Annotated in this window: 25 protein-coding genes; 6 read left to right on the top strand and 19 right to left on the bottom strand. The window is 35.4% G+C overall.

The features are described from left to right. Positions 1-101: 101 nt before the first annotated feature. The 7 genes from LDP15_RS00795 to LDP15_RS00765 all read right to left on the bottom strand — a co-directional run bounded on the left by LDP15_RS00795 (position 102) and on the right by LDP15_RS00765 (position 5,459). Positions 102-500, bottom strand: coding sequence for a hypothetical protein (locus LDP15_RS00795; RefSeq protein WP_015426942.1), 399 nt, complete (start codon positions 498-500; stop codon positions 102-104). A gap of 103 nt (positions 501-603) precedes the next feature. After that, positions 604-1,167, bottom strand: coding sequence for a GNAT family N-acetyltransferase (locus tag LDP15_RS00790; protein WP_004255233.1), 564 nt, complete (start codon positions 1,165-1,167; stop codon positions 604-606). A gap of 172 nt (positions 1,168-1,339) precedes the next feature. Next, on the bottom strand, positions 1,340-2,518 hold the full coding sequence (locus LDP15_RS00785; RefSeq protein ID WP_015426943.1) for an SLC13 family permease: 1,179 nt from the start codon (positions 2,516-2,518) through the stop codon (positions 1,340-1,342). Between the two features lie 380 nt (positions 2,519-2,898). Continuing rightward, positions 2,899-3,555 carry a thiaminase II gene (tenA, locus tag LDP15_RS00780; protein ID WP_015426944.1) on the bottom strand — a complete coding sequence of 219 codons (657 nt, stop codon included), beginning with the start codon at positions 3,553-3,555 and terminating at the stop codon, positions 2,899-2,901. Positions 3,556-3,590: 35 nt separating this feature from the next. Beyond that, entirely contained in the window at positions 3,591-3,896 is a 306-nt protein-coding gene (locus LDP15_RS00775; protein WP_042230574.1) for a CHY zinc finger protein, read from the bottom strand. A gap of 16 nt (positions 3,897-3,912) precedes the next feature. Further along, positions 3,913-4,884 (bottom strand): biotin--[acetyl-CoA-carboxylase] ligase, encoded by a 972-nt coding sequence (locus tag LDP15_RS00770; RefSeq protein WP_017864915.1) that lies wholly within the window; start codon positions 4,882-4,884, stop codon positions 3,913-3,915. 5 nt (positions 4,885-4,889) lie between these two features. Beyond that, on the bottom strand, positions 4,890-5,459 hold the full coding sequence (locus LDP15_RS00765; RefSeq protein WP_015426947.1) for a biotin transporter BioY: 570 nt from the start codon (positions 5,457-5,459) through the stop codon (positions 4,890-4,892). A gap of 144 nt (positions 5,460-5,603) precedes the next feature. Here LDP15_RS00765 and LDP15_RS00760 point away from each other — a divergent pair, with 144 nt between their 5' ends. Genes LDP15_RS00760 through LDP15_RS00735 form a run of 6 tightly spaced genes read left to right on the top strand, consistent with a single transcriptional unit; the run spans position 5,604 to position 10,209 of the window. Further along, positions 5,604-6,845 carry an AMP-binding protein gene (locus tag LDP15_RS00760; protein ID WP_225513411.1) on the top strand — a complete coding sequence of 414 codons (1,242 nt, stop codon included), beginning with the start codon at positions 5,604-5,606 and terminating at the stop codon, positions 6,843-6,845. Then, a complete protein-coding gene (locus LDP15_RS00755; RefSeq protein WP_015426949.1) occupies positions 6,835-7,983 on the top strand; it encodes an acetyl-CoA C-acyltransferase in 1,149 nt (382 codons plus the stop codon). The genes LDP15_RS00760 and LDP15_RS00755 overlap by 11 nt, the downstream gene beginning before the upstream one ends. Next, on the top strand, positions 7,980-8,330 hold the full coding sequence (locus LDP15_RS00750) for a hypothetical protein (protein ID WP_012898351.1): 351 nt from the start codon (positions 7,980-7,982) through the stop codon (positions 8,328-8,330). Before LDP15_RS00755 ends, LDP15_RS00750 begins: the two co-directional genes overlap by 4 nt. Next, positions 8,305-8,598 carry a hypothetical protein gene (locus LDP15_RS00745; protein WP_015426950.1) on the top strand — a complete coding sequence of 98 codons (294 nt, stop codon included), beginning with the start codon at positions 8,305-8,307 and terminating at the stop codon, positions 8,596-8,598. Before LDP15_RS00750 ends, LDP15_RS00745 begins: the two co-directional genes overlap by 26 nt. Further along, positions 8,595-9,341 carry an SDR family NAD(P)-dependent oxidoreductase gene (locus LDP15_RS00740; protein ID WP_080619330.1) on the top strand — a complete coding sequence of 249 codons (747 nt, stop codon included), beginning with the start codon at positions 8,595-8,597 and terminating at the stop codon, positions 9,339-9,341. Before LDP15_RS00745 ends, LDP15_RS00740 begins: the two co-directional genes overlap by 4 nt. A 22-nt stretch (positions 9,342-9,363) precedes the next feature. After that, complete coding sequence (locus LDP15_RS00735; protein WP_015426952.1) at positions 9,364-10,209, top strand: nitronate monooxygenase family protein; 846 nt, start codon at positions 9,364-9,366, stop codon at positions 10,207-10,209. Positions 10,210-10,349: 140 nt separating this feature from the next. Here the strand turns inward: LDP15_RS00735 and sufB are convergent, their stop codons facing one another. From sufB to rpoC, 12 genes are all read right to left on the bottom strand, one after another. Beyond that, entirely contained in the window at positions 10,350-11,762 is a 1,413-nt protein-coding gene (sufB, locus tag LDP15_RS00730; protein ID WP_004255207.1) for a Fe-S cluster assembly protein SufB, read from the bottom strand. Between the two features lie 233 nt (positions 11,763-11,995). After that, a complete protein-coding gene (gene sufU / locus LDP15_RS00725; RefSeq protein WP_012898355.1) occupies positions 11,996-12,454 on the bottom strand; it encodes a Fe-S cluster assembly sulfur transfer protein SufU in 459 nt (152 codons plus the stop codon). Between the two features lie 115 nt (positions 12,455-12,569). After that, positions 12,570-13,052: a hypothetical protein gene (locus LDP15_RS00720; RefSeq protein ID WP_010906139.1), complete on the bottom strand. Its 483-nt coding sequence runs from the start codon at positions 13,050-13,052 to the stop codon at positions 12,570-12,572. Position 13,053: 1 nt separating this feature from the next. Continuing rightward, positions 13,054-14,271 carry a cysteine desulfurase gene (locus LDP15_RS00715; RefSeq protein WP_015426953.1) on the bottom strand — a complete coding sequence of 406 codons (1,218 nt, stop codon included), beginning with the start codon at positions 14,269-14,271 and terminating at the stop codon, positions 13,054-13,056. Further along, positions 14,271-15,527 (bottom strand): Fe-S cluster assembly protein SufD, encoded by a 1,257-nt coding sequence (gene sufD, locus LDP15_RS00710; RefSeq protein ID WP_015426954.1) that lies wholly within the window; start codon positions 15,525-15,527, stop codon positions 14,271-14,273. Before sufD ends, LDP15_RS00715 begins: the two co-directional genes overlap by 1 nt. A gap of 137 nt (positions 15,528-15,664) precedes the next feature. Beyond that, positions 15,665-16,435: a Fe-S cluster assembly ATPase SufC gene (gene sufC / locus LDP15_RS00705; RefSeq protein WP_004255181.1), complete on the bottom strand. Its 771-nt coding sequence runs from the start codon at positions 16,433-16,435 to the stop codon at positions 15,665-15,667. Between the two features lie 175 nt (positions 16,436-16,610). Further along, the gene (locus LDP15_RS00700; protein WP_015426955.1) at positions 16,611-17,942 is read right to left on the bottom strand and encodes a glycosyltransferase family 4 protein; all 1,332 of its coding nucleotides are present in this window, start codon (positions 17,940-17,942) and stop codon (positions 16,611-16,613) included. A 2-nt stretch (positions 17,943-17,944) separates the two neighbouring features. Then, a complete protein-coding gene (locus tag LDP15_RS00695) occupies positions 17,945-18,646 on the bottom strand; it encodes an adaptor protein MecA (RefSeq protein ID WP_004255173.1) in 702 nt (233 codons plus the stop codon). 129 nt (positions 18,647-18,775) lie between these two features. Continuing rightward, positions 18,776-19,510, bottom strand: a complete 735-nt coding sequence (locus LDP15_RS00690; protein ID WP_004255171.1) for an amino acid ABC transporter ATP-binding protein — start codon at positions 19,508-19,510, stop codon at positions 18,776-18,778. After that, on the bottom strand, positions 19,510-20,196 hold the full coding sequence (locus LDP15_RS00685; protein WP_004255158.1) for an amino acid ABC transporter permease: 687 nt from the start codon (positions 20,194-20,196) through the stop codon (positions 19,510-19,512). The genes LDP15_RS00690 and LDP15_RS00685 overlap by 1 nt, the downstream gene beginning before the upstream one ends. A gap of 147 nt (positions 20,197-20,343) precedes the next feature. Next, positions 20,344-21,252 carry a diacylglycerol kinase family protein gene (locus tag LDP15_RS00680; protein ID WP_003130548.1) on the bottom strand — a complete coding sequence of 303 codons (909 nt, stop codon included), beginning with the start codon at positions 21,250-21,252 and terminating at the stop codon, positions 20,344-20,346. 144 nt (positions 21,253-21,396) lie between these two features. Beyond that, positions 21,397-25,020 carry a DNA-directed RNA polymerase subunit beta' gene (gene rpoC / locus LDP15_RS00675; protein ID WP_017864926.1) on the bottom strand — a complete coding sequence of 1,208 codons (3,624 nt, stop codon included), beginning with the start codon at positions 25,018-25,020 and terminating at the stop codon, positions 21,397-21,399. Between the last annotated feature and the right edge of the window lie 20 nt (positions 25,021-25,040).

The raw sequence follows: 25,040 nt of genomic DNA, 5'->3' as shown, positions 1-25,040 counted from the left end.
TTTCCTTACTCTTCCTTTTTTTCTAATTATATCATTTTATTTTCACTTTTAACCTCCTTTTCCCTCTTAGGTATGACAAAAAATGTCTTAATTTTGTCATTTTAATTTTCTTTCTTCATTTGACCTCTAAATCCTAAAAAACTTAGGCTCAAAAGGAGCATGCTTGCAAAAAAAGCAGGTCCAGCAGAACTAAAACTACTCATACCCCACAGCCATCCTTGCCCCTGAGCTAAATAAACTCCTGTGTTGATTAAATCAATTAGAAAAACTAAACTCAGGATGAGCCATAAAACTTTTAGAGTTTTCATTTTCCGAGATTTTATCCCCAGATGCCAAATCCAAAAAGCAGCAAAAGTAAAGATTAAACTTCCAAAAAGATAAATGAGCTCAACGGATTGAAACCAGTAAAAATGCTGACTCTCAAGGCTAAAACCAATAACTGTCAATAGTCCTGCAAAAATCAGGACGGGGATAAAAATGGACCAGATAAATTTGTTCATTTTTTCTTCCTTTCTACTTTTAATTTATTTAATTTTATTTTAATATTTTTCTTACCAAACACAAAATGTTTTACTTTTTCAATAAAATAATAAAAAATCTTGACTAATTAGCCAAGATTTTTTCTAGTTCATTCTCTGACAAATCTGTCAGTAATTTTATCGCAGTAACTTTATCAGTAGTTTGGAGAGAGCGTTCTAACCAAACAATACCATACCATTGTTCAAACTTATAACCCGCTTTTGGAAAAAGTCCAATTTGTTCAAAACCAAATTTTTTATGAAATGCAACACTTGCTGGATTTGGATAGGTAATACAAGCATAAGCACGCTGATAATTAAGTACCGATAAAGCTGTCAGTAACTTTTGATAAAGGGCACTACCAGCGCCATGTTGCCGTTCATTTTCATCTAAATAAATTGATAATTCAACCACCCAATCATAAGCCGCCCGTTCTCGATAAGCGCCAGCATAAGCATAACCAATGATTTTGTCATTTTCAATCGCCACAATATAAGGATAGCGACTTCCTATTTTTTCAATTCGCTTTTCAAATTCTGCAATCGTTGGGACTTCATACTCAAAAGTAATGGCAGTTTTTTCAACATAAGGTTTATAAATTTCTAAAAGTCTTTTAGCATCAGACTTTTTCGCTAATCTAAACTCCATTTCCTTCTCCTTTACATTTTTAACTATTATACACCATTTATTAATTACTGACAGAAATTTCTACACATTTTTATTTAACATTTTTTTATCAGAGATAAATAAAAAATTACTGACAGCCCTGTCAGTAAAAATTTTCCATAATAAAAAAGCTGGATGCTCCAACTTTTACATCTTAACCAACAATTGTCACAATAACTAAACCAATCAAAGTTAGAATCACAACAAATCCTGCATTTACAATTGTAAAATATTTTACAAATCCTCGCGTTTCACCACGCGCATTCATTCTAATAACTTTGTAAGCAATCAGCGTTGCCATTGACGAAACAATTGTACCAATTCCCCCAATATCAGCTCCAAGCACCAAAGAAGCAGCATGAGGAGTGAACGGAGAAATCAAAATTGGGGCCGCGATATTAGAGATAAATTGACTCATAATCACAGTTCCTAAAAAAGAAGCCTGCGGTCCAACTAAAGTATTACTGATAAAATCAGTCAACACACTGATATTAGCAATATTTCCTACAATCAAAAAGAAAAAGATAAATGTAAATAAAAGATGATAATCAATTCCTTTAAAAAGTCTCGGACGATAAATTAACACAACTAAAGCAACAATTGCTCCAGCAAGATAAAAATTCACATAGCCAAAAACAGAAGCTGCCATCAACAACATCAAAACAACAAAAATAGAAGTTTCAACTTTATTAAATTGCGTCACTTTAGTTTCAATCACCAAAGGCTCATTATCAATGAATTGACAAGCAATCATCAAAATCAATAAACCCAAAATCCATAAAGCGCCTGTTCCTTTAAAAAAGTCCAAATTAGTTAAAGCGACACCACCATGATGTGCTGCTACTTTATAAAAAGAATACAAATAAAGATTATGCGGATTACCTTGCGGAAGTAAGGCAGAACCAATGTGACAGGCCGGAACAATCAATGCTGCTCCAATATAAACTGACTTTCGGTTTTTAATTTCTTTAGTAATCGCTAAATAGAGCGGTAAAACCGTCAAAATTGTTAAATCATTTGTAAAAAAAACGGCTAAAAAGAAGGTAAGTAGCGTCGTAAATCGAACGAGCTGACGCGTTGTTGTACTTCTTTTGACTAAGGATTGTCCCAAATACTGTAACAAACCTGTTTCTTTAAAACCACCAATTACAAGCATCAAACCTGAAACCGTAACGATGACGTGATAATTAAAGAAACGCGTTGTCACTCCACCCAAACTAATGGCAATAATTGCAATAATAAACGAAATCAGAAAAACTTTGTCCACTAGAAACCAATTTTTAATGGCCGTCCATACTTTTTGGGATTCGCGCTGAGTAGCTGAATGTTCCACTACTTCTCCTAACTAGCATATAAAATTTTGCACCACAATAAATTATAACATCTAAAGATGACAGTGACAAGCTTTTTCTCATATAAAAGTAAATTAATTTCAAAGGGACTTTTTCAAGTAGAAAATACATTTATTATCTATAGATTCCATATAAAATTTCATCAAAAAAATCCCCCTGACTAGGAGGGATTTGAAAGAAATTAAGCTACTCGCTATAGCTTATTTACGTAACCATGACTTTTAGGTAAACGCTTTCCTATAAGGATAAATATATTTTATCATTTTGTGTATCCGTTTGCAAGAATTAACTGAAATAGATTTAATCTTTTTTTATATTAGAAGTCATATAAGACTTTTTTACTTTTACAGAAAAATTTCAACTACCATTTTTCTAAGACCAAAGCCATTTCCCAAAAATCAGCCTCCATTTTACTACTAATCAGAAAAGCCTCAATCATCTGTTCTTGCTCTTGTTCATCACTTTCTTGATAAAGCCGATTAATAATATCACACTCTTTTGCGATTTGGACGGTAGCTTCTTCACTCGCATAGGTTTCAATCCATTTTTGATACAAAGGATTGGGCGACCCCACTTCAATTAATCGTAAACCAATTTCATGATAAAGCCAAGCACAAGGCAACATTCCCGCAATTGCACTATTAACAGTGCCATCAATAAGCTGACGATACATATGAGAAACGTAATGATAAGCAGTGGGAGCAACCGGCGTTTCTAAAATTTCTTGTTCACCAATCTCTAATTCTTTAAAAAAACCCTCGCGAACAAAAATCTCTCCATTTTTTAGTTCTTCTGCATTTAATCTTAAATGTGCTTGAATCTCTTCACTAGCAGATTTCTCGGCAATAAGAAAATATAACTTACTAAAATGTTCGAGATAATAGCGGTCTTGCAACAAATAATAGCGAAAAACCTCAGGAGCTAATTCTCCACTCACTAATCCTTGAATAAAAGGATGCTCAAAACTTCTTTCCCAAAATATTGATGATTTTTCTCTTGCTAATTCAGTAAATAACATTTCATTTCTTCCTTCATAATATTAAAAGCATATGCCTATTCTTTAAAATAAACTTGCCAATGTCGATGGCAATTTGGATTAAAAGCGGAGCTGCACTTGATACACTCTCCTCGCGAATAATCATTAAAATTTAATTTTGTTCTACAATGGCCACAAAGTACTGGAAAGTCTTCTTTATCAGTAGCCCTAAATAAATGATTCTCTAATTCATCGTGACAATGATAACAAGAAAAATACTTTTCACAATCTGAACATTTTAGGGCGACAATATCATTTTCTTGGTGATAATGAGTACACCTGCCTTCTTCATCTATCACTTTCCCCCAGATTTTTTCTCGCAATAAAATTCACCTTTCATTACCAATCAACTTTCACAACTTCGCCACTTTTAAAAGTTTGTAATTCTCCTGATTTTGCTTTTAAAATCAAGCTTCCGTCATCAGAAATTCCTTCTACTTGTCCATTAACAGCTTTTGTTCCCAATTTTAAAGTCACATTTTTACCAAACAACAATGACCTCTTGCGATACTCATCAATTAAATCTGGCTGTCTATAATTTGCGAAATTATTTATCACTTCTTTAGCCATTTCTGCTAAAAGCTGATTTCTGTCTATCTTAAACTCAGGATTTATTCCCTGAGCCTTTTCGGATAAATCTGCTGGAAAATCTTTTGTTGACAGATTTAAGCCAATTCCCATAATGAAATTTCCAGCAGAGCTTGATTCTAAATCTAAAGCAGCTTCAGTGATAATTCCGCCAACTTTATAGGTTCCCAAATAAATATCATTAACCCATTTGAGTTGAAAGTTTTTATCTTTATAAAATTGTTCAAGGACCTTGACAACGGCCACTGCCGTACTTGTCGTCAATAATCCTATTTTCAAAATATCATGACTGGGGTTGGGTAAAATAAGACTAAAATATAATCCAGTATCACTTGGAGAATAGAAATTTCGGCCACGCCGACCGTGTCCCTCCGTTTGATTATTTGCAACAAAAATAAGAGGTTGTTTGACCTCATGTGAAGACAAATATTGCTTCGCTAACTCTTGCGTAGAAGTCACCTCATCAAAAACAAAAATTTTATCTTCAAATTTCATTCCACTATAAAAATTTATTGTATCTTCATCTAATGAATCATTTCCAACATACTTATAGCCCAAATTTTTACGACTTTCGATTTGATTGCCCTTGCGCTTTAAAGTATTAATTGCTTTCCAGATACTTTCACGACTAAGTTTTAGCTCCTCAGCTAATTCATCACCCGAAACCCAGTTTCCTTTTTGTTGAAGAAGTTTTAACAAGACAAATTGTTTTGTTGTTCGCATAATTATCACTTTCTAAAATACATTTCAAAGCCTCCTTCTTTTCTAAGACGTCGCACGATAAGAACAGTCAAAATGGCTTTGATACAATCACCAGGAATAAAAACTAAATTAGAAATCAACGAAGTAATTAATGGAATATTAGATTGAATAGATAGCCAGATTGCTCCGACTAGATCAACAAAAATAACTCCAAACACTAAAACAATGATTAATTCTCCAATCCAATTCTTTGAAGCTGTAATTTGCAATTTCTTAAGGAAAAAACCTATTAAAAATGGTGTAAAAAGCCAAGCCATTCGGTATCCTCCCGAAGGCCCTAAAAAGCTCGCTGCTCCGCCATTTCCACCCGTTAAAACAGGTAAGCCAATTAAAGCTAAAATAAGAAATGCTCCTACCGAAATTGTACCATATTTGGGGCCAAGAAGTCCCCCAGCCATCATTATTCCCATATTTTGCAAGATAATAGGGACAGGAATAAAACCAATTGGTATTCCTGGTAAAAATCCTAGAATAATAATAAATGCAGTCATAAAGGCTGAATACGTTAATGTTTTGACTTTTTGATTCTTAGTCATATTTGCTACTCCTGATTTTATATTTTACAATAAAAGAATTTTTTATTATACTGATATCATATCAAATAGTAACCCTAAAATCAAATTTAGGTTAACTATTAATTTTATTGTTTGCTTTTTTATTCACACAAAGGAAAATTTTAGATGGAAAAAAATAAATTTAATTTTTCAAAACTGACCGCACATTTTACTGATTATCCAGCTCTTAAAATAGACGAAACTTCCTATAGCTACCAACAAATCAATGATTTAATACAAAGAAAATTAACAGATTATAGCCACTCCTCTAAAACTGTTATTACTCTAATAAATGATAGTCCCTTGAATTTTATTATTGATTTTCTCGCAATTATCGAAAGTGGAAATTACCCACTTGTCGTGGATAAATCTTTTAAGAAAAAGTCTTTTGAATTCGGACTTATCCCTGAGGATACTTTGTTCTTAGCAAGCACATCTAGGACAACTGGACAGCCCAAAATCTATTATCGTAACTGGGAATCTTGGAAAATGGGTTTTGAAGTTTGTGATGATTTATTTCATTTGAGCAAATCACAAGCTCTTGCAACTACTAGCCCACTCACTACTTCATTAGGACTTCACACACTCATGTGTGCTTTATATTTAGGAAAAACCTTCCTAGCAATTACAAATCCTTCACAATTTATAAATATTAAGGAAAGCTATGTTCTCTTTACCGTTCCAACCTATCTCTTAAATAACCTCAATGAATTATTTGCTTTAACTTCTCCAGAGATTATTTTTTTAGGTGGAGGAACACTGAGCCCAGAGGCGATTAATAAAGTAAGAAAAAAACTTCCGCAAACTCAAATGATTGAGTTTTATGGAAGCTCTGAAACAAGTTTTATTTCATGGCAAGTAGTTAATGATGGTAAAAAAACATCATCTGTAGGAAAACTCTTTCCACACGTAGAGCTCACTTTAGGACCAAAATATCGTCTTACAGTTAAAAGTCCTTATTTATTTTCTGGCTATCTTAATCAACCTTATCCACAATCATGGACAACTGATGATTTAGGAACCTTAAAAAATAATCATCTTTATTTATTTGGACGTCGGTCTGACATTATCGAACATGGTGCAAATAAAATTTTTCCAGAAGAAATTGAGCGTATGGCAAAAGATTTATGTGAAGACTGCATCGCTTTTGGAGTTTTTGATGAAAGATATAGTCAAAAAATTGCTCTACTACTCTTAAACCCTATCGAGAAAGAGAAATTAATCAAAATACTAGCTCAAAGACTTCCTAAATACAAACTTCCTCAAATATATTTAGAAACTCCCACTCTTAATTTTACTAAAAATCAAAAAATATCCAGAAAAGAATTAGAAAAAGAATATTTTAGAGGTGTCTATCATGAGCTTTAAAAATCCCGTTGGTATCATAGCAGCAAACCGTTTACCTATAGGAAAAATCAATGGTTTTTATAAAAAAATTTCTCCTGAAACTTTATATCAAAATCTAATTAAACAACAGTTTAATAAAAATCCACTTCTCAAAAAAGCTGATATTGACTATATTATTTTGGGAAATGTGACTAATCAAGGAGGAAATTTAGCTCGACGTTGTGCCTTAAAAGCAGGATTTTCTAGCCAGGTCCCAGCTTTTACAATTGACCAGCAGTGCGGTTCTGGACTGACAGCTATGATTAGCTCTGCAAACTACATTATTTCTGGCGAAGCTTCCATTATTTGTACAGGAGGGGTAGAAAGCACATCTCAAGCCAATATTATGCTTGATTCAGAGAGTTATCAGCCGATTAAACGATTTAAAATGGCTCCTGAACCCTATGAAGATTTCGACATGGGAACACTTGCCGATATGACAGCCCTAAAATACAATATTCCTCGTAGTGTTCAAGACCTTTACGCTCTAAATAGTCATAAAAAAGCGACTCAAGCTATTGAAGGAAAACTTTTAGAAAATGAAGTTTTTCCCTATCAAGATGAAGAATTTACAATAAGTAGCGATCAAACTGTTCGTCCTAAATCCTCAATGGAAGCTTTGAGCAAATTAACCCCTGCTTTTACCACTAACGGAACAGCCACTGCTGGAAACTCTTGCCCAATAAACGATGGTGCTTCTTCAATCATATTGTCATCCACTAATAATCCTTTTGATTTTCAAGGCTATTATTTAGGACAAACAACTATTGCTTTATCTCCATCAGATTTCTTATTAGGCCCAATAAAAGCAACTGAAAAACTTTTACAGAAATTTAACCTTAAACTTAATGATATTGAGGCTATCGAATTAAATGAAGCCTTTGCCAGTCAGGCCATTTTATTCCAAAATTATTTTAAGCTTGATGATATAAAATTAAATGCTTATGGTGGTGCCCTTGCATTTGGTCATCCTTACGGTGCAACTGGTGGCATTCTAATTTCTCGACTCTTAAATCGCCTAAACCAAGTGCAAAAACCATGTCTTGGCATCGCAACTTTGTGCGTAGCTGGAGGTATGGGAATCAGTATACTGATAGGTAATCACTGGTATCAAAAATGATTTTAATCGCTCAAAAAAGTCTTCCAAGACATTTTAAATTAGAGGGCCAAAAAAATTTTCTCTCCTTACTTCCACAATTGTGGCAAGAATTAGAAGGAATTCCCCACAGTCTTAAAAATGGAGAAAATTGGTTACTATCCGAAGAAATTATTCGCTATCCATCTTCTAATTATTCATTTGATAAACTGAAACTTTATTTACTAAGTGAACACATCACTCGTCATTCAAAAAAATATATAATCAATCTAAGTCTTGAAATAACTAGCAATACAAAGTTATTGGCAAAAATTAACCTAAGTCTATTATCTGAGGATTCCTGGAATGAAATTATACAAAAAAATCAATAAGGCTGATTTAATTGATTATCTTCAATCAGTTAAAGATACCAATTCTTTACACTACGGTAAAAATCCCATTATACCTGGAAATTTTTTATTATTTATTTTAGAAGAGATGTATCAAGAGTTCTATTCTGTGCCTTTATCATACTTAAAAGCAAATTTCTGCTCACCAGCCTATTTGAATGAACGCTTTTGTTTTATATTTAATCAAAACGCTTTTCAAATTACTGACAGAAATCAAACATTAATCCTAAAAGGAGAATGGAAGCAATGAACAAACGAACAATTTTGATTACCGGTGCAACAAGGGGAATCGGCTGGGCAATTGCTCAGAAAGCTGCTCAAGCCAATCACAAAGTCATTTTAACTAGCCGTGACCCACTTAGTTTAAAAAGTAGAGCTGAAGAATTGAACAAAAAATTTCCCAAAACAGAAATCCAAGCTATTCCACTAGATGTTTCTAATCGCTCTAGCGTTGCTAATGCAGCCAAATTAATAAAGGATATTGATATTCTAATTAATAATGCTGGAATTACTGCTGATAGTACTTTTAAGAAAATGAGCCCAGAAATTTGGGATGAAGTCATTTCTGTCAATTTGACTGGTGTATTTAATAGTACTCACGCTTTGCTTGATAAAATCAATCAAGGTGGACAAATCATTACACTAACTTCAAAATCAGCTTTATTTGGTAACTTTGGGCAAGCAAACTACGCGGCGTCCAAAGCCGGCATCATTGCTTTTACGAAAACACTAGCTAAAGAATTGCAAAAAAGTATGATACGAGTAAATTCTGTTTCTCCTGCTGCCGTAACTGATATGACTCTACCAGTATTAAAAAGTTTAAAAGAAACTTATGGTCAGAATATCCCTGATGAATGGAAAATGGGTTCAAGCTCTGATGTCGCTAATTTTATTATTAATGATTTAATTGAAAGTGAAATGACAGGCAAAATTTTTTCCGTTAACGGCTCTGAGATTGGCTATTGGCAAGAACCTACATTTCATAAACTTTAATAAGGTATAGAAAGAGAATTAAATGACTTGGTATCACGAATTAGGAATAAAATATCCTCTTTTTCAAGGTGGAATGGCTTGGGCTTCTAATGCTGAATTAGTAGCTGCTGTTTCAAACAATGGAGCTTTGGGAATTATTGGTAGCGGCGGACGGACAGCAAATGAACTGAGAAGAATGATAAGAAAAACAAAAACTCTCACTTCACAGCCTTTTGGCGTTAATTTAATGTTACTCGATAAAAATATCAAGCAACTTTTAGAAGTGATTTGTGAAGAAAAAATATCAGTAGTGACAACTGGTGCAGGAAGTCCTAAAGAAATTATTGATACTATAATTGCTAATAATATCAAACTTTTCCCTGTGGTTCCCAATAAAGAAATTGCCCTAAAAATGTTAAAACTTCCTATCTTCGGAATCATTGTAGAAGGAAATGAAGCAGGAGGTCACGTGGGGAGCCAAAACTTGGCCTCACTTCTCAAAGAAATTGCTCCAATCTGTCCCTTACCGCTCATCGCTGCTGGTGGAATTTATGATCACCATACTGCTTCTTTGGCTAATATTTTAGGTGCAAATGGAGTACAAGTTGGCACCGCCTTTTTATTGGCAAAAGAATGTCAAATTTCACCAATTTACCAAGAATTAATCTGCAAAAGTGAAGAAAATGGAACAAGTTTAATCTCAGATAAGAATGGCCATCTGACCAGACTATTAAATATCTCATCAGAATATCCTTTAAATAAATCATTGAAAGCCGCAGTAGAAAAAGGTGATTTAATCAATGGTGCATTTATGGCTGGTAGCTCTTCTGCTTATCTTGAAAAAATTGAGCCTGTTGAAAATATTATTCAACGAATTATGAAAAAATAAAATTTAGATTAATCCTCTTTATTATTTAAAGTGATTCTATCAGAGTTTTCATTGTACCTATTTTCTCTAATATCACAAACTAAGTAAGATATAAATCATAAAAAAATACTCCCCAAAATCAAGGGAGCAGATTTTTTATTTTACCCAATAGAACCCTCCATTGAATAAGAAATCAAACGATTTAATTCAACAGCGTATTCCATTGGCAATTCTTTGGTGAAGGGTTCAATAAAGCCCATGACAATCATGTCAGTTGCTTCTTTTTCTGTAAGTCCACGACTCATCAAATAATAGAGTTGTTCTTCTGAAATTTTTGACACTTTCGCCTCGTGTTCCAAGGCAACTTGTGAATTATGAATTTCATTGAATGGTACGGTATCTGATTTTGATAAATCATCCATCAAAATTGTGTCACATTCAATATGAGAAGCAGATTTTTTAGAATTTTTTCCAAAAGTAACTTGTCCACGGTAATTGACTGCTCCACCATTTTTGGCAATAGACTTAGAAATGATTGAACTTGAAGTATTTGGTGCGTTATGAATCATTTTAGCACCTGTGTCTTGATTTTGGTTTGCTCCAGCAAAAGCGATTGAAAGCATTGTTCCCCGCGCTCCTGGTCCATTCAAATGAACGGCTGGGTATTTCATGGATACTTTTGAACCTAAGTTTCCGTCAATCCATTCAACCGTCGCATTTTTTTCTGCAGCAGCACGTTTGGTAACCAGATTATAGACGTTATCTGACCAGTTTTGAATAGTAGAGTAGCGCATATAACCACCCTCTTCAACAAAGATTTCAACCACTGCTGCATGAAGTGAACTTGCAGAGTAAGTTGGTGCAGTACATCCTTCAACGTACTGAATAGACGCCCCTTCTTCAACAATAATCAATGTCCGCTCAAACTGTCCTGATTTTTCGTTGTTAATACGGAAATAGGCTTGAATCGGAATCTCACATTTGACTCCTTTAGGAACATAGACAAATGACCCACCAGACCAAACGGCAGAATTTAAGGCCGCCAATTTGTTATCCGTTGGTGGCACCAGTTTACTGAAATATTTTTTGAAAATTTCTGGATAGTCACGTAATCCTGAATCAGTGTCAGTGAAAATAATTCCTAATTTTTCAAATTCATCTTTCATATTATGATAAACAACTTCTGATTCATATTGAGCAGAAGCTCCTGCCAAATATGAACGTTCAGCTTCTGGAATACCAATTTTTTCAAAAGTGTCTTTGATTTCTTGAGGAACGTCTTCCCAAGAACGCGCAGCTTTTGCTGATGGTTTTTGATAATAAACAATATCATTAAAATCAATACCAGAAAGATCTGGGCCCCATTTTGGCATGTCCAATTTTTTAAAAGCTTCAAAAGATTTCAGACGAAACTCTAACATCCACTCAGGTTCATTTTTTGTTTCAGAAATTTCGCGAATGACTTCTTCGGTCAAACCTAAACCTGTTGTGAATTCAAGTTCTGCATTATCGTGAAATCCAAATTTATATTCTTCGAGGTCTTTGACGACTTCTTGTGTACTATTTTCTGTCATTTTTCTTCCTCTTTGGCATATTTATTACTGACAGACTTGTCAGCTTTGCTGACAAATCCTTTATCCATTGATAAAAAGCTCAATTCAATCGCTTTTTACTGACAGACTTTCCAGCTTTGCTGACAAGTCCTTCATTCATTGGCAAAAAACTCTTTTCAGTCGCTACTGACAGGCTCCTCAGTTTTACTGACGAGTTTTTATTTGCTGATAAAAAATCTGTCAGTAACTTTTAGCTATTCGCCATGAATTACTGTTTCTTGTGCTTCACCAACATCAATGGCTTTTTTTAGGGCATTCCAAGCCAGAGTGGAACATTTTACTCGAGCTGGAAATTTACTAACCCCTGCAAGAAACTGAGCATCCCCAAGTTCTTCTTGTCGTTCGTCAGTTTCACCGGTCACCATTGCTGAAAAAATAGTTGCCAGCTCTTTTGCTTCTTCTTTTGTTTTTCCAAGAACAGCAACGGTCATCATTGAAGCTGAAGCTGTTGAGATTGTGCAGCCATGACCGCTAAAAGCAATGTTTGAAATGACATCATTTTCAAATTCAACAGTCAGGCGAATCACATCACCACAGGTTGGATTGTTGAGGTCAACCATACATCCTGTCTGTAATTCTCCAGCATGACGTGGATTTGATGAGTGGTCAAGAATTACTGCACGATATAGATTATCTAATTTAGATAAAGCCACATTTTCACACTTTCTTTATTTTAATATTGATAAAAATAAATTCTAAAAGTTACTGACAGCCTTCTTTAATGACTTATAAAATTTCTGTCAGTAACTTTTTGATTATTCTTGTTCTCTAATCATCCGTTTTTATTCCATTTTTACGAATATAACGAAGGACGAGATTTGCTGCAATTACCACAGCTAAAATGATGATGATAAATAGAATGAGTAAGCCAATCGAACCCTGAACGAGTGAACGAAATAGGCTTAGTCCTCCTGAGGCATAGATAAATCCCCAAGCTAAGTAACCTGGAATCGCAGCCAATGTGTATTTATACCAAGACCAATTTGTTAGACCAGCGCCAAATTGAACAGCAGTTTGAAAACCGACTGTTAAAAAAGACAGAGGAATAATTGGCCAACCCATTTTTTGAATGGCTAAAATTCCAGCGGAAGTCTCTGAATTTTTCTCAAGTTTTTTGCCCCACTTCGTTTTCAAAATTCCATGATAACTCAATTTTCCTAACCAAAAAGTACATTGAGCTCTAAAGAAAACAACAACAAATAGAAATGTGGTTGCCAACCAAAGTGGGAGGGAGGCGACCCAATTAAGCATATTAATCAAGGTTGAAAAACTCCTTTGTTTTTTTAAGTGCTTCAACTAATTTATCACAATCAGCTTTTGTATTATAAAGATAAAAGCTTGCTCTAGCAGTTGCCGGAGTTTCGAGATAATTCAATAAAGGTTGAGCACAATGGTGACCAGCTCTTACAGCTACTCCCTCCATATCAAGGGCAGTTGCGACATCATGCGGATGAAGTCCTTCAATATTAAAAGTAATTAGACCGCCTCTTTTTACATTATCTTTCGGTCCATAAATCTTTAAGCCTTCAATTTCTTGAAGTTTAGGCATGAGGTAATCAATCAATTCAATTTCATGTTGATGAATTTGGTCAATTCCAAGCTCTTGAATATAATCAATCGCAGCTCCTAAAGCAATAGCACCCGCAATATTAGGTGTGCCAGCTTCAAATTTCCAAGGAAGTTCTGTCCATGTTGAATGACTTTCATAAACAAAATCAATCATTTCTCCCCCAAATTCGACAGGTTCAAATTGATTTAGAAGTTCTTCTTTGCCGTAAAGAACGCCAATTCCGGTTGGTCCCATCATTTTATGACCTGAGAAAGCAAAGAAATCGACATCCATTTTTTGAAGGTCAATCGCCATATGTGGTGTAGATTGTGCACCATCAACCACCATGTAAGCACCGTGTTCATGAGCAATTTTGGTAATTTCTTCTACTGGATTAATTGTCCCTAATACATTAGAAACATGAGCAATCGATACAAATTTAGTTTGATTAGTGATTTTTTTACGTAAATCAGCCATATCTAGCTGACCATCTTTAAGATAGACAAACTTTAAGATTGCTCCAGTTTTCTTAGCAACTTCTTGCCAGGGAACAATATTAGAATGGTGTTCCATAATCGAAATGATAATTTCATCACCTGCTTTTAAGATTTGCCCAGCAAATTGAGCAACCCAGTTGATTGAAGTCGTTGTTCCTCTAGTAAACAAAACCTCTTTTGTTGATTTAGCATTGATAAAATGACGGACTTTTTCACGCGCCGCTTCGTATTTTTCAGTTGCTCGCTCTGCCAAAGTATGAACACCACGGTGGACATTAGCATTATCATTTTCATAATAATCTTTTATCGCAGCCAAAACCTTCAAAGGTTTTTGAGTCGTTGCCGCATTGTCCAAATAGACCAAAGGTTCATCATTAACAATTTGATTCAATACTGGAAAATCTTTTTTGATGCCTTCAAGCATTACATGCCCAGCTTTCTTTCAATAGTTTCAATAAATTCTGCTTGGACTGATTTGACAGGAATTTCACTGACAACTGAACCGAGAAATCCTCGAATAACAAGTCGTTTAGCAGTTTCTTCATCAAGTCCACGAGATTGAAGATAGAATAAATCTTCCTCATCTACCTGACCAACAGAAGCTGCGTGACCCGCAGTTACTTCATTTTCATCAATCAAGAGAATTGGATTTGCATCTCCTCGTCCTTTATCAGAAAGCATTAAAACATGAGAAGATTGTTGGGCATCCGCATTTTTCGCCCCTTTGATAATATGACCAATGGCATTAAATGTCAAAGTTCCTTTATCAAGAATTACACCATTTTGCAAGATATGACCAACCGAATTTAGACCAAAATTAGTCACTCTTGTATCAATTCCTTGCGTTTGATGACCTGTTGAAATCCCAACCACTTTAATTTGTGAATGAGAACCATTCCCTTTGAGGTCACTATCAAAGTCAGCAACAACATTTCCGTCATTCATGACACCAACAGACCAGTCAACTGTTGCATTATCACCAATCAATCCGCGACGAACAACTGAAGCTGTAACATTTTCTCCTAAACGGTCAATGGCTGCAAATTTGACTTGAGCTCCTGCTTTTGCAATTACTTCAACGACAATATTTGCTTTTGCTTTTGAGCTTTGCTCACCACTTGTTTCCAAACGTTCAAGGTAGTCAACTTTGGCATTTTTCCCAACAATAATTAATATTCGTTTATTAAAAGGAACTTCTGATGAACCCTCTTGCATCAAAATTGATTCAATGGGTTCAAGAACTTCCACACCATCTGGAACATAAAGAACTAATCCAGAATTAAATGTCGCAGTATTTGCTGCTGTTAAACGACTTTCATTAAATGGAACCACAGAACCAAAATTTTCCTCAAGTAGTTCAGGAATTTCGGTTAAAGCTGAATTGAAATCTGTGAAAATTACGCCTTGTTCAGCCAAATTTGGTGTCATTTGTTCCATAACTGTTTGACTTCCGACTTGAACAAGCAAAGGATGATTTGGAATTTCCGTAAAAGTAGGAACAGATCCAATTTCTTCGTTTTCAGAAATTGTTAAATGGTCTAAGCCCCAACGATTAATTTTTACTCGTTCAATATTAGGTAATTCTAGATTTTCAAATTCAAGTGCAGCTTTTTGACGTAAATCTGATAACCAAGCTGGTTCAGCATGCATTTGTGAAAAGTTTAAGATTTCTTGATTCATAATTAATATTAGCAAGTTTGCATTTTCTTAACTGAATTCACTAATTTGCTGACAAAACATTCTGTCAGTAAATTAATGAACTTTAGACTTACTGACAGCTCTGTCAGTAAGCAAAAATAACTTACTATCTCCTTTCCTTAAACTTCTTCTTTATATTCTAATCCAAGTTCCTCAGCGATATTGACATATCCTTCAGTTTCTAGACGTTTAGCTAGTTCTGCGCCACCTGTTTTCACCACACGACCATCCATCATAATGTGGACAACATCTGGTGTAATATAATCAAGCAAACGTTGATAGTGAGTAATAATCAATGCCCCAAATTTCTCACCACGCATTGAATTAACACCTTTAGCAACAACTTTTAAAGCATCAATATCAAGTCCTGAGTCAATTTCATCAAGAATGGCAAAAGTTGGTTCTAACATCAAAAGTTGAAGGATTTCATTACGTTTCTTTTCACCACCAGAAAAGCCTTCATTGAGATAGCGCTCAGCCATTTCTTCTTTCATGCTCAAAACTTCCATATTTTTATCCAATTTTTTGATAAATTCCATAACAGAAACTTTGTCATCCTCAGCACGTTTAGCATTCATTGCTGCTCGCAAAAATTCTGCATTCGTAATTCCTGGAATTTCAGATGGATATTGCATGGCAAGGAAAAGTCCAAGACGAGCTCTTTCATCAACGCTCATTTCTAAAACGTTTTGACCGTCAAAAAGAACTTCTCCTTGTGTCACGCTATAATTAGGATTTCCCATAATTGCAGCAGATAATGTTGATTTACCAGTCCCATTAGGTCCCATAATCGCATGGATTTCATTGGTGTTGATGACTAGATTGACTCCTTTGAGAATCTCTTTATCTTCAATCGCCACATGAAGATTTTTAATTTCAAGTGTAGCCATTTTTTCGCTCCTTTGAATTGTCAATTGTATTTGACATTTATAGTCTCTATTCTAACAAAAAATTGACAAAATTTGTTATTTTCGCATACATTATTTTTATTAATCGCAATATAAATAATAAATGACTACAGGCATTTTTAGATATCAAAAAAACCTCTAAAATTAGAGGTTTTTCTTATTTTTTATTTCGACTTCTACGATAATTTTGAATTGGGAATTCTTGTGTTGGTTCATCAATTTCCTCATTTATCATTGAATGATTTTCAATATCTTCTTCATTTTCATCTGTATCTGCATCTTCATCAGAATGGAGAACTTTATCACGATAACTAGAATTTCCAACAAATTTCAGTGCTTTTAAGACTGGCTGCCGATTTTCGCCTAAAATTCCAACAAGTTCAATAAATATTTCCAATCCAAAGAGACAAGCAATCACTAAGAGAATCCCACCGATACGACTTGAAAATTGCAAAAGAATGGATATAAATGCAAATATCGATGCAATTCCATAAATGACTAGAACAGCTCCACGATGAGTAAAACCAAGTGCCATTAGGCGATGGTGAAGATGTCGTTTATCAGCCGTTGCAATTGATTGACGATTAAGTTTACGACGAATCATTGCCATAATTGTATCCGTAATTGGTACTCCTAAAATTAATAAAGGAGTCAAAACGGCTACAGCCGTTGCATTTTTCAATCCTTGCAAAGAAGCAACCGAGATGATAAAACCAAGGAACAGAGCTCCCGTATCTCCCAGATAAATAATCGCTGGATGATAATTATAAGGAAAGAATCCCATAATTGCAGCCACCATTATAAAAATGGTAATCGGTAAAAATACATTTGGATTAGGTAAGAAAAAGTAAGAAACAATTCCCATTGTTGTCAGTGAAATAATTGATACTCCACTTGCTAGTCCGTCCAATCCGTCAATTAAATTTATTGCATTAGTAATCGCAAGTATCCAAAAAACGGTAAAAATAAAGGATAACCAAGCAGGAAAGATTAGTAAAGGCCCCCCGAAAGGAATTTTTAAATTATCAAAGCGGGCATTGGTAAAGAACCAGATAAAACTCGCCGCAACTGTCAATCCTAAAAGTTTCATTTTAGGTGAAATTTCTTTTATATCATCAATCAAACCAGTCAAAACAACAATTCCAGCACCAACAATAAAGGGCCAAATGTAGCTAAAATAGCTGACTAGCTGAATTGGCTGATGACTTGCGCCATGTACTGGAGGTTGCGAATGAATGGGAGGCTGATTATGAACAATATGTGGCAGAATAAACAAGGTCGCAATCGCAAAAGCAATGAAAATGACCAAACCTCCAGCAGAGGGCATTGGTTTTTTATTCACACGACGCTCGTTAGGCTTGTCCACCGCACCAATTGCTTTGGACACAAAAGTCATAATTGGCGTTAAAATCACAGAGATACCAAAAGTGATAATAATAACAATTAGGAACTTAAGTGCAAAGGGGATTTCTTTTAATGTATCAACCATATTTAGATTTTTCTAAGAACATCTAAAGCACGTGTCGCAATAAGACATTCACCATACTCCTGCAAAAATTCTCGACTCATTTTTGTTGCTTCCCCATATTCCATCATTCGTGAACGGGTACTTTCGACATGCATCTTGCCTTTTTCTTTTTGATTATCCAAAACAACAAGATAAAAATTGCCATCATAACGATAAAACTCTGATTCTTCATCAGCAAACTTCACATTTTTTATTCCTGTTAAGACAGACATAATATCTTCATAACGAATAGAGTAATAAATAAAATCTGGCTCTTGTTCAGCTTCGTCTTTTTTTGTTCCTGGTAAACCAAGCCCAGGTTTAAAATCAGTAATTCCTCGCTCGCGCGCCATATCTGCCCCTATTTCATTTAATTTATTATAAAAACCAGTCATCAATTCTTCAAACTCTTCTGGGTCATCTGGAATTTCTCCACCTTCACCTAGCATCGCTTCTTCATGAACAATCATATGAACACCTTGAGGAAAAGGTTGGATTTGGAAAGTTAACATTCCCACATTTCCAAAGCGATTTTCTAAACCAAGCTCATCAACCAATTCATAGAAAAATTGTTCAATGACTTCTTGATTTCCGAAAAAGTCTGATAATTTGATATCATAATCTGTCAAATCATCAAAAGACAAGGTGATTTTTATAGTATTTTCGTTTATATCCTCATATTTCATTTTGTTTTCTCTTTTCTATAATTTGTCTTCTATCACTTTACCAGTCTTATTAGTATTATACCACAGACCAGAAAAAAAACAGCAGACATGCCGTTTTTTTGATATTCTCTTTAACTATAAGCTTTTAAATTATAGGACTTTTGCTAAAAAGTCTTGTGTTCTTTTTTCTTTTGGAGAATCAAAAACTTGTGCCGGTTTTCCTTGCTCAACAATTGTCCCATCAGCCATGAACAAAACTCTGTCAGCAACTGTTTTAGCAAATCCCATTTCATGGGTTACAACAACCATTGTCATGCCTTCTTTGGCAAGTTCTTGCATCACGGCTAAAACTTCACCAACCATTTCAGGGTCAAGTGCTGATGTTGGTTCATCAAAAAGCATCACATCTGGGTTCATGGCTAAAGCACGAGCAATAGCTACCCTTTGTTGTTGCCCACCTGACAATGCTTGTGGATAAGCCTCTGCTTTATCTGAGAGTCCAACTCTTTGAAGTAAATCTTCCGCCGTTTTTTTAGCTTCTTCTTTGGTCATTTTACCCGTTTTAACTGGAGCCAAACATAGATTTTCAAGGACTGTCATATTAGGAAATAGATTAAATTGTTGAAAAACCATCCCCATTTTTTCTCGGTGTTTGAAGACATCCACTGATTTATCAGCAATATTAACTCCTTCAAAATAGACTTGACCATCTGTTGGCTTTTCTAATAAGTTCATCGTTCTTAAAAAAGTTGATTTCCCAGAGCCAGAGGGGCCAATCATCACAACAACTTCACCTTTTTTTATTTGGATATCAAGTCCTTTTAAGACTTCATTTTTTCCAAAATATTTATGCAGATTTTTTATTTCGATTAAATATTCATTCATTATTTTGCATATCCTTTCCCGAGTTTCTTTTCAAATAAAACAAGTAAGCGACTGACAACAAAAGTGACTACAAAATAGTAGAGAGCTACAAATAACATCGGGCTAATGGTTTGATAAGTCAAATTTGCTACTGTTTGTGCACCATTGAAAACTTCCATTACCCCAATTGTATAAAGAAGCGAGCTATCCTTGATAATTGTCACAAATTCATTGCCGACGGCTGGTAGAATGTTTCTCAAAGCCTGAGGTAAAATAACGGTTGCCATCGCTTGTCTTGGGCGAATTCCTAATGAATAGGCTGCTTCTTTTTGTCCAAGAGGAACAGCTTCAATTCCAGCCCGAACAATTTCCGCCATATAAGCCCCCGAATTCAATGAGATTACAATAATCCCTGGAATCAAGCGCCCCAAATCTTGTTGTAAAATCCCAACTTGAAAGGTTGGTAAAGATAGACTTCCCATTAAGCCAAAACCAAGCATAATTTGAACGAGCATTGGTGTTCCACGGAAAATTTCAATATAGATATTTGCCAACCAGCGCAATGGAGCAATTTTAGAAATCTTGGCAAGGGCTGTGACAATCCCTAAGAGTGTTCCAATCAAAACCACGAAAGCTGAAATCAAAATTGTGACAATCATCCCATCATTAAAATAGGGCAGATATTTCGGTAAAAAATCAAAGTTCATATTTTCTCTTTTCTGTTTTATAATTTCTATTTTTATAAAAAAACAATAGCATAATTATAATATAAAAAGTATAAAAATACAACAATTATTGTATAATAATTAATTGAAAATAAATAAAAACTCCATAATTGGAGTTTTTTTATTCTGTCAGTAAATAATCATTCTTCTTTCAGTACTGATTGAAAGTCTGTCAGCAGCAACTAACTCATGAATTTCTCCATCAATTTGGACTGGTTGACTTTCTGCTAATTCTACAGAAAACTGAGGACTCACTCGGTGTAAAAATAAGGGATGTTTTAAATGCATTCCACGAAGAACACTTGGAATTAATGAAAAAGTCCGTAATAAATGATGTTTATTATATTCAACAAGGTGAATATCTGCATTTTCATTGGTGGCCTCAGGAGAAATTTTTACTCCACCTCCAAAGTATGGATGTTTGGTAAAAGTCATCAGAAAGGCATTTTCTAGTGAAATTTCTTGATTTTCTACTTCAATTAAAGCTGGAAATGGTTTTTTAGTTATCAAAACGTGCAAGGCAGTCAAAATATATGAAAAACTTCCCAATTTCAATTTGTTAAGCACTTGTTTAAGCTTTCCTTCATTGGCAGATTTCACGATAGTTGCATCTAAACCAATTCCAATATTATTTAGAGCATAGCCACTCAATCCTTTAGATTGATAATTCATGATAAAAATCTCATGATTAATTCCTCTACGAGCAGCTTCAAAAGATTCAATTGGGTCAAGCTTCAACTTTAAGCTTCTGGCGAAATCATTGCCAGAACCTGAAGGAATATAAGAAAAGGCCTCTTCTTCTGGAAGTTCATTAATGACAAGTGAAATGGTACCATCCCCACCAATAATAACTAAGTGGTCATCCGGATTTTTAAGGTCTAATATTTGTCTGACCAAAGCGCCTTCTTCTCCAGCAGCTTTAGTTTTAAAAAGTCGATATTCATAATTATTTTTTTCCAAATATGGAATCAAAGTCTCCAAAGTCCGCGCACCTTTACCTGCACCAGAATTGGGATTTGCAAGGAGATAATAAGTCATAGAATTATTTTACCAAAAATGACAGAGATTTTATGTTTTTAATGATTTTGTCAGTAAATTTAATAAAAAAAGTTACTGACAAAAATAAAAAAATTACTGACAGAAATTCTGTCAGTAATTTTTATTTATTTTCTAGATTTAAAATTAGTTTTCCACAGTTTCTGTTTCAACTTCTTCTACTTCTGGAGCATTTGTTAAATCAGCTAAAGGTTCAATGTTACGGTAACGGAACATACCTGTACCAGCAGGAATAATCTTACCGATAATAACATTTTCTTTCAAACCAAGCAAGTGATCTTCTTTACCACGAATTGCGGCATCAGTAAGGACACGAGTTGTTTCTTGGAATGATGCAGCTGACAAGAATGAATTTGTTTCAAGAGAGGCTTTAGTAATACCCATCAAGACTGGACGACCAGTTGCAGGCATTTCACCATTCAAGAGTGCAGTTTCATTCAAAGCTTCAAAGTCAGAAATATCCATCAAAGTACCTGGAAGGATATCAGTTGAACCATTATCCATGACACGAACTTTACGAAGCATTTGGCGAACCATTACCTCGATGTGTTTGTCACCAATTTCAACCCCTTGTGAACGGTAAGTTTTTTGTACTTCACCGAGCAAGTAAGTTTCAACTGACAAAGCATCACGAACTTGAAGCAAGTGTTTAGGTTCGATAGAACCTTGAATCAAAGGTGCACCACGGTGAATAAATTCACCTTCTTCAACCATCAAGACATCAGCCATACCTACAGTGTAGCTACGAGTGTCTGTTTTACCTTTAACAGTAATTTCACGAGTACGTGTAGCAGGATCTTCAACGATTGATTCAACTGTACCAGTTACTTCAGTGATGATTGCTTCCCCTTTAGGGTTACGTGCTTCAAAGATTTCTTGAACACGAGGCAAACCTTGAGTGATATCTGAACTTGACGCAACACCACCCGTGTGGAATGTACGCATTGTCAACTGAGTACCAGGTTCACCGATTGATTGAGCGGCGATTGTACCAACAGCTTCACCAACTTCAACAGCATCACCTGTTGCCAAGTTGATACCATAACAATGTTTACATACACCATGTGGAGTTTTACATGTAAATACTGAACGGATAGTTACTTCTTTAACACCAGCATCGATAATTTTACGGGCAACATCTTCAGAAATCAAAGTGTCGTCAGCAATAATCATTTCACCAGTTTCTGGATGAAGCACTGATTTACGAGTATAACGACCTACCAAACGTTCAAAGAGTGGTTCAACCATTTCTTTACCAGTAGCAATATCAGAAATTACAAGTCCACGGTCAGTTCCACAGTCGTCTTCACGAATGATAACATCTTGGGCAACGTCAACCAAACGACGAGTAAGATAACCAGAGTCGGCTGTCTTAAGGGCCGTATCGGTCATCCCTTTACGAGCACCGTGAGTTGAGAAGAACATTTCCAAGACAGAAAGACCTTCACGGAAGTTTGAGATGATAGGCAATTCCATGATTTTACCATTAGGAGCGGCCATCAAACCACGCATACCAGCAAGTTGAGAGAAGTTAGAGATATTACCACGGGCTCCAGAGTCCATCATCATAACGATTGGGTTTGTCAAATCTTGTTCATCAATCAATCGTTTTTCAAGGGCTTCTTTTGCATCACGCCAAACACCTGTAACAGCGTTATAACGTTCATCATCAGTAATCAAACCACGACGGAATTGTTTAGTGATTTGTTCCACACGTTTGTGTGCAGCATCGATGATTTTATGTTTATCTTCAACAACAGGGATATCAGCGATACCCACAGTCAAACCAGCTAAGGTAGATTGGTGGTAACCAAGGTCTTTCAAGCGGTCAAGGTACTCAGATGTAGCTGTTGTACGGTAACGTTTGAAGACTTCAGCGATGATATTTCCAAGATATCCTTTTTTGAATGGACGAACAGTATCAATTCCAGCCAAAACTTCTTTGATATCTTGACCAGCATCCATAAAGAAGCGGTCATCAGTTGAAGTTGTCAAGTTAACATCAGTTGGTTCGTTCAAGTAAGGCATTCCTTCAGGAATGATTGAGTTGAAAATAACTTTACCAACAGTAGTTACCAAGATTTTATCTTTTTGGTTTTCTGTCCAAGGTTTGTTGAGTGATTTTGTTGCGATACCGATACGAGTATGTAAATGTACATAACCATTACGCATTGCAATTTCAACTTCTTCAGGAGTTGCAAAAATCATTCCTTCGCCTTCACGACCTTTTTCTTCCATCGTAAGGTAGTAGTTACCAAGGACCATATCTTGAGATGGTGTAACAACTGGTTTACCATCTTTAGGGTTCAAGATATGTTCAGCAGCAAGCATCAAAAGACGTGCTTCAGCTTGTGCTTCTTCAGACAATGGCAAGTGAATGGCCATTTGGTCACCGTCAAAGTCGGCGTTGTAGGCTTCACAAGCAAGTGGGTGAAGACGGATGGCTTTACCATCAATTAAGACTGGTTCAAAAGCTTGAATACCTAAACGGTGAAGCGTAGGTGCGCGGTTAAGAAGAACAGGGTGTTCTTTAACAACTGTTTCAAGTACATCCCAAACATCAGAATCTTGACGTTCAACTTTACGTTTAGCCGCACGAATATTAGCAGCCAATTCTTTCTTAACAAGTTGAGCCATTACGAATGGTTTGAACAACTCAATCGCCATTTCACGCGGAACACCACATTGGTACATTTTGAGTGTTGGACCTACAGCGATAACTGAACGTCCAGAATAGTCAACACGTTTACCAAGCAAGTTTTGACGGAAACGTCCTTGTTTCCCTTTCAACATGTGTGAAAGAGATTTCAATGGGCGGTTACCAGCACCAGTGATTGGACGACCACGACGACCATTGTCAATCAAAGTATCAACAGCTTCTTGAAGCATCCGTTTTTCATTTTGAACGATAATATTTGGAGCATTAAGTTCCATCAAACGTTTCAAACGGTTATTACGGTTAATAACACGACGGTATAAGTCATTCAAGTCAGATGTGGCAAAACGTCCACCATCTAATTGAACCATTGGACGCAAATCTGGTGGAATAACTGGTAATACGTTTAAGACCATCCAAGATAAAGCATTTCCTGATTTTCTGAAAGCTGACAAAACGTCCAAACGACGAATAATTTTTACACGACGTTGTCCAGTAACTGTTTTGAGCTCTTCTTTGAGTTCAGAAACTTCTTTATCAATATCAACATCGTTCAACAAATCTTGAATCGCTTCAGCACCCATTTTTGCAACGAATGAACCAAAACCATTTTTCAAAAGTTGTTCACGATATTCACGTTCAGTCAAGAGTTGTTTCTTCTCAAGATCAGTTTCTTTAGGATCAATCACAACATAACTTGCAAAGTAAATCACTTCTTCAAGTGCACGTGGACTCATATCAAGAGCAAGTCCCATACGTGATGGAATTCCTTTGAAGTACCAAATGTGTGAAATTGGAGCAGCAAGCTCAATATGTCCCATACGTTCACGACGTGATTTTGCAGTTGTTACTTGAACACCACAAAGTTCGCAGACTTGATTTTTGTAGAAAACACCTTTAAGTTTTCCACAAGCACATTCCCAGTCTTTTTGAGGACCGAAAATACGTTCATCAAAGAGTCCTTCACGTTCAGGTTTTTGTGTACGATAGTTAATTGTTTCTGGTTTTTTAACTTCACCGAATGACCAGTAACGAATTTTTTGTGGAGATGCGATACCAATACGCATACTCTCAAATTTATTTACATCAACCAATTCTTTCTCCACTTCTAATA

It is taken from the genome of Lactococcus sp. SK2-659 (genome assembly GCF_020218185.2).
Taxonomy (GTDB): Bacteria; Bacillota; Bacilli; order Lactobacillales; family Streptococcaceae; genus Lactococcus; species Lactococcus lactis.
Note: the sequence above shows the minus strand (reverse complement) of the source record. Positions and strands in the feature narration are given on the sequence as shown.

Bases quoted from the DNA above. Each gene is read 5' to 3' on its own strand.
- LDP15_RS00795 (WP_015426942.1), bottom strand. From the start codon at position 500: ATGAACAAATTTATCTGGTCCATTTTTATCCCCGTCCTGATTTTTGCA.
- LDP15_RS00790 (WP_004255233.1), bottom strand. From the start codon at position 1,167: ATGGAGTTTAGATTAGCGAAAAAGTCTGATGCTAAAAGACTTTTAGAA.
- tenA (WP_015426944.1), bottom strand. From the start codon at position 3,555: ATGTTATTTACTGAATTAGCAAGAGAAAAATCATCAATATTTTGGGAA.
- LDP15_RS00770 (WP_017864915.1), bottom strand. From the start codon at position 4,884: ATGCGAACAACAAAACAATTTGTCTTGTTAAAACTTCTTCAACAAAAA.
- LDP15_RS00765 (WP_015426947.1), bottom strand. From the start codon at position 5,459: ATGACTAAGAATCAAAAAGTCAAAACATTAACGTATTCAGCCTTTATG.
- LDP15_RS00760 (WP_225513411.1), top strand. From the start codon at position 5,604: ATGGAAAAAAATAAATTTAATTTTTCAAAACTGACCGCACATTTTACT.
- LDP15_RS00755 (WP_015426949.1), top strand. From the start codon at position 6,835: ATGAGCTTTAAAAATCCCGTTGGTATCATAGCAGCAAACCGTTTACCT.
- LDP15_RS00750 (WP_012898351.1), top strand. From the start codon at position 7,980: ATGATTTTAATCGCTCAAAAAAGTCTTCCAAGACATTTTAAATTAGAG.
- LDP15_RS00745 (WP_015426950.1), top strand. From the start codon at position 8,305: ATGAAATTATACAAAAAAATCAATAAGGCTGATTTAATTGATTATCTT.
- LDP15_RS00740 (WP_080619330.1), top strand. From the start codon at position 8,595: ATGAACAAACGAACAATTTTGATTACCGGTGCAACAAGGGGAATCGGC.
- LDP15_RS00735 (WP_015426952.1), top strand. From the start codon at position 9,364: ATGACTTGGTATCACGAATTAGGAATAAAATATCCTCTTTTTCAAGGT.
- sufB (WP_004255207.1), bottom strand. From the start codon at position 11,762: ATGACAGAAAATAGTACACAAGAAGTCGTCAAAGACCTCGAAGAATAT.
- LDP15_RS00720 (WP_010906139.1), bottom strand. From the start codon at position 13,052: ATGCTTAATTGGGTCGCCTCCCTCCCACTTTGGTTGGCAACCACATTT.
- LDP15_RS00715 (WP_015426953.1), bottom strand. From the start codon at position 14,271: ATGCTTGAAGGCATCAAAAAAGATTTTCCAGTATTGAATCAAATTGTT.
- sufD (WP_015426954.1), bottom strand. From the start codon at position 15,527: ATGAATCAAGAAATCTTAAACTTTTCACAAATGCATGCTGAACCAGCT.
- sufC (WP_004255181.1), bottom strand. From the start codon at position 16,435: ATGGCTACACTTGAAATTAAAAATCTTCATGTGGCGATTGAAGATAAA.
- LDP15_RS00700 (WP_015426955.1), bottom strand. From the start codon at position 17,942: ATGGTTGATACATTAAAAGAAATCCCCTTTGCACTTAAGTTCCTAATT.
- LDP15_RS00695 (WP_004255173.1), bottom strand. From the start codon at position 18,646: ATGAAATATGAGGATATAAACGAAAATACTATAAAAATCACCTTGTCT.
- LDP15_RS00690 (WP_004255171.1), bottom strand. From the start codon at position 19,510: ATGAATGAATATTTAATCGAAATAAAAAATCTGCATAAATATTTTGGA.
- LDP15_RS00685 (WP_004255158.1), bottom strand. From the start codon at position 20,196: ATGAACTTTGATTTTTTACCGAAATATCTGCCCTATTTTAATGATGGG.
- LDP15_RS00680 (WP_003130548.1), bottom strand. From the start codon at position 21,252: ATGACTTATTATCTCCTTGCAAATCCCAATTCTGGTGCAGGTAAAGGT.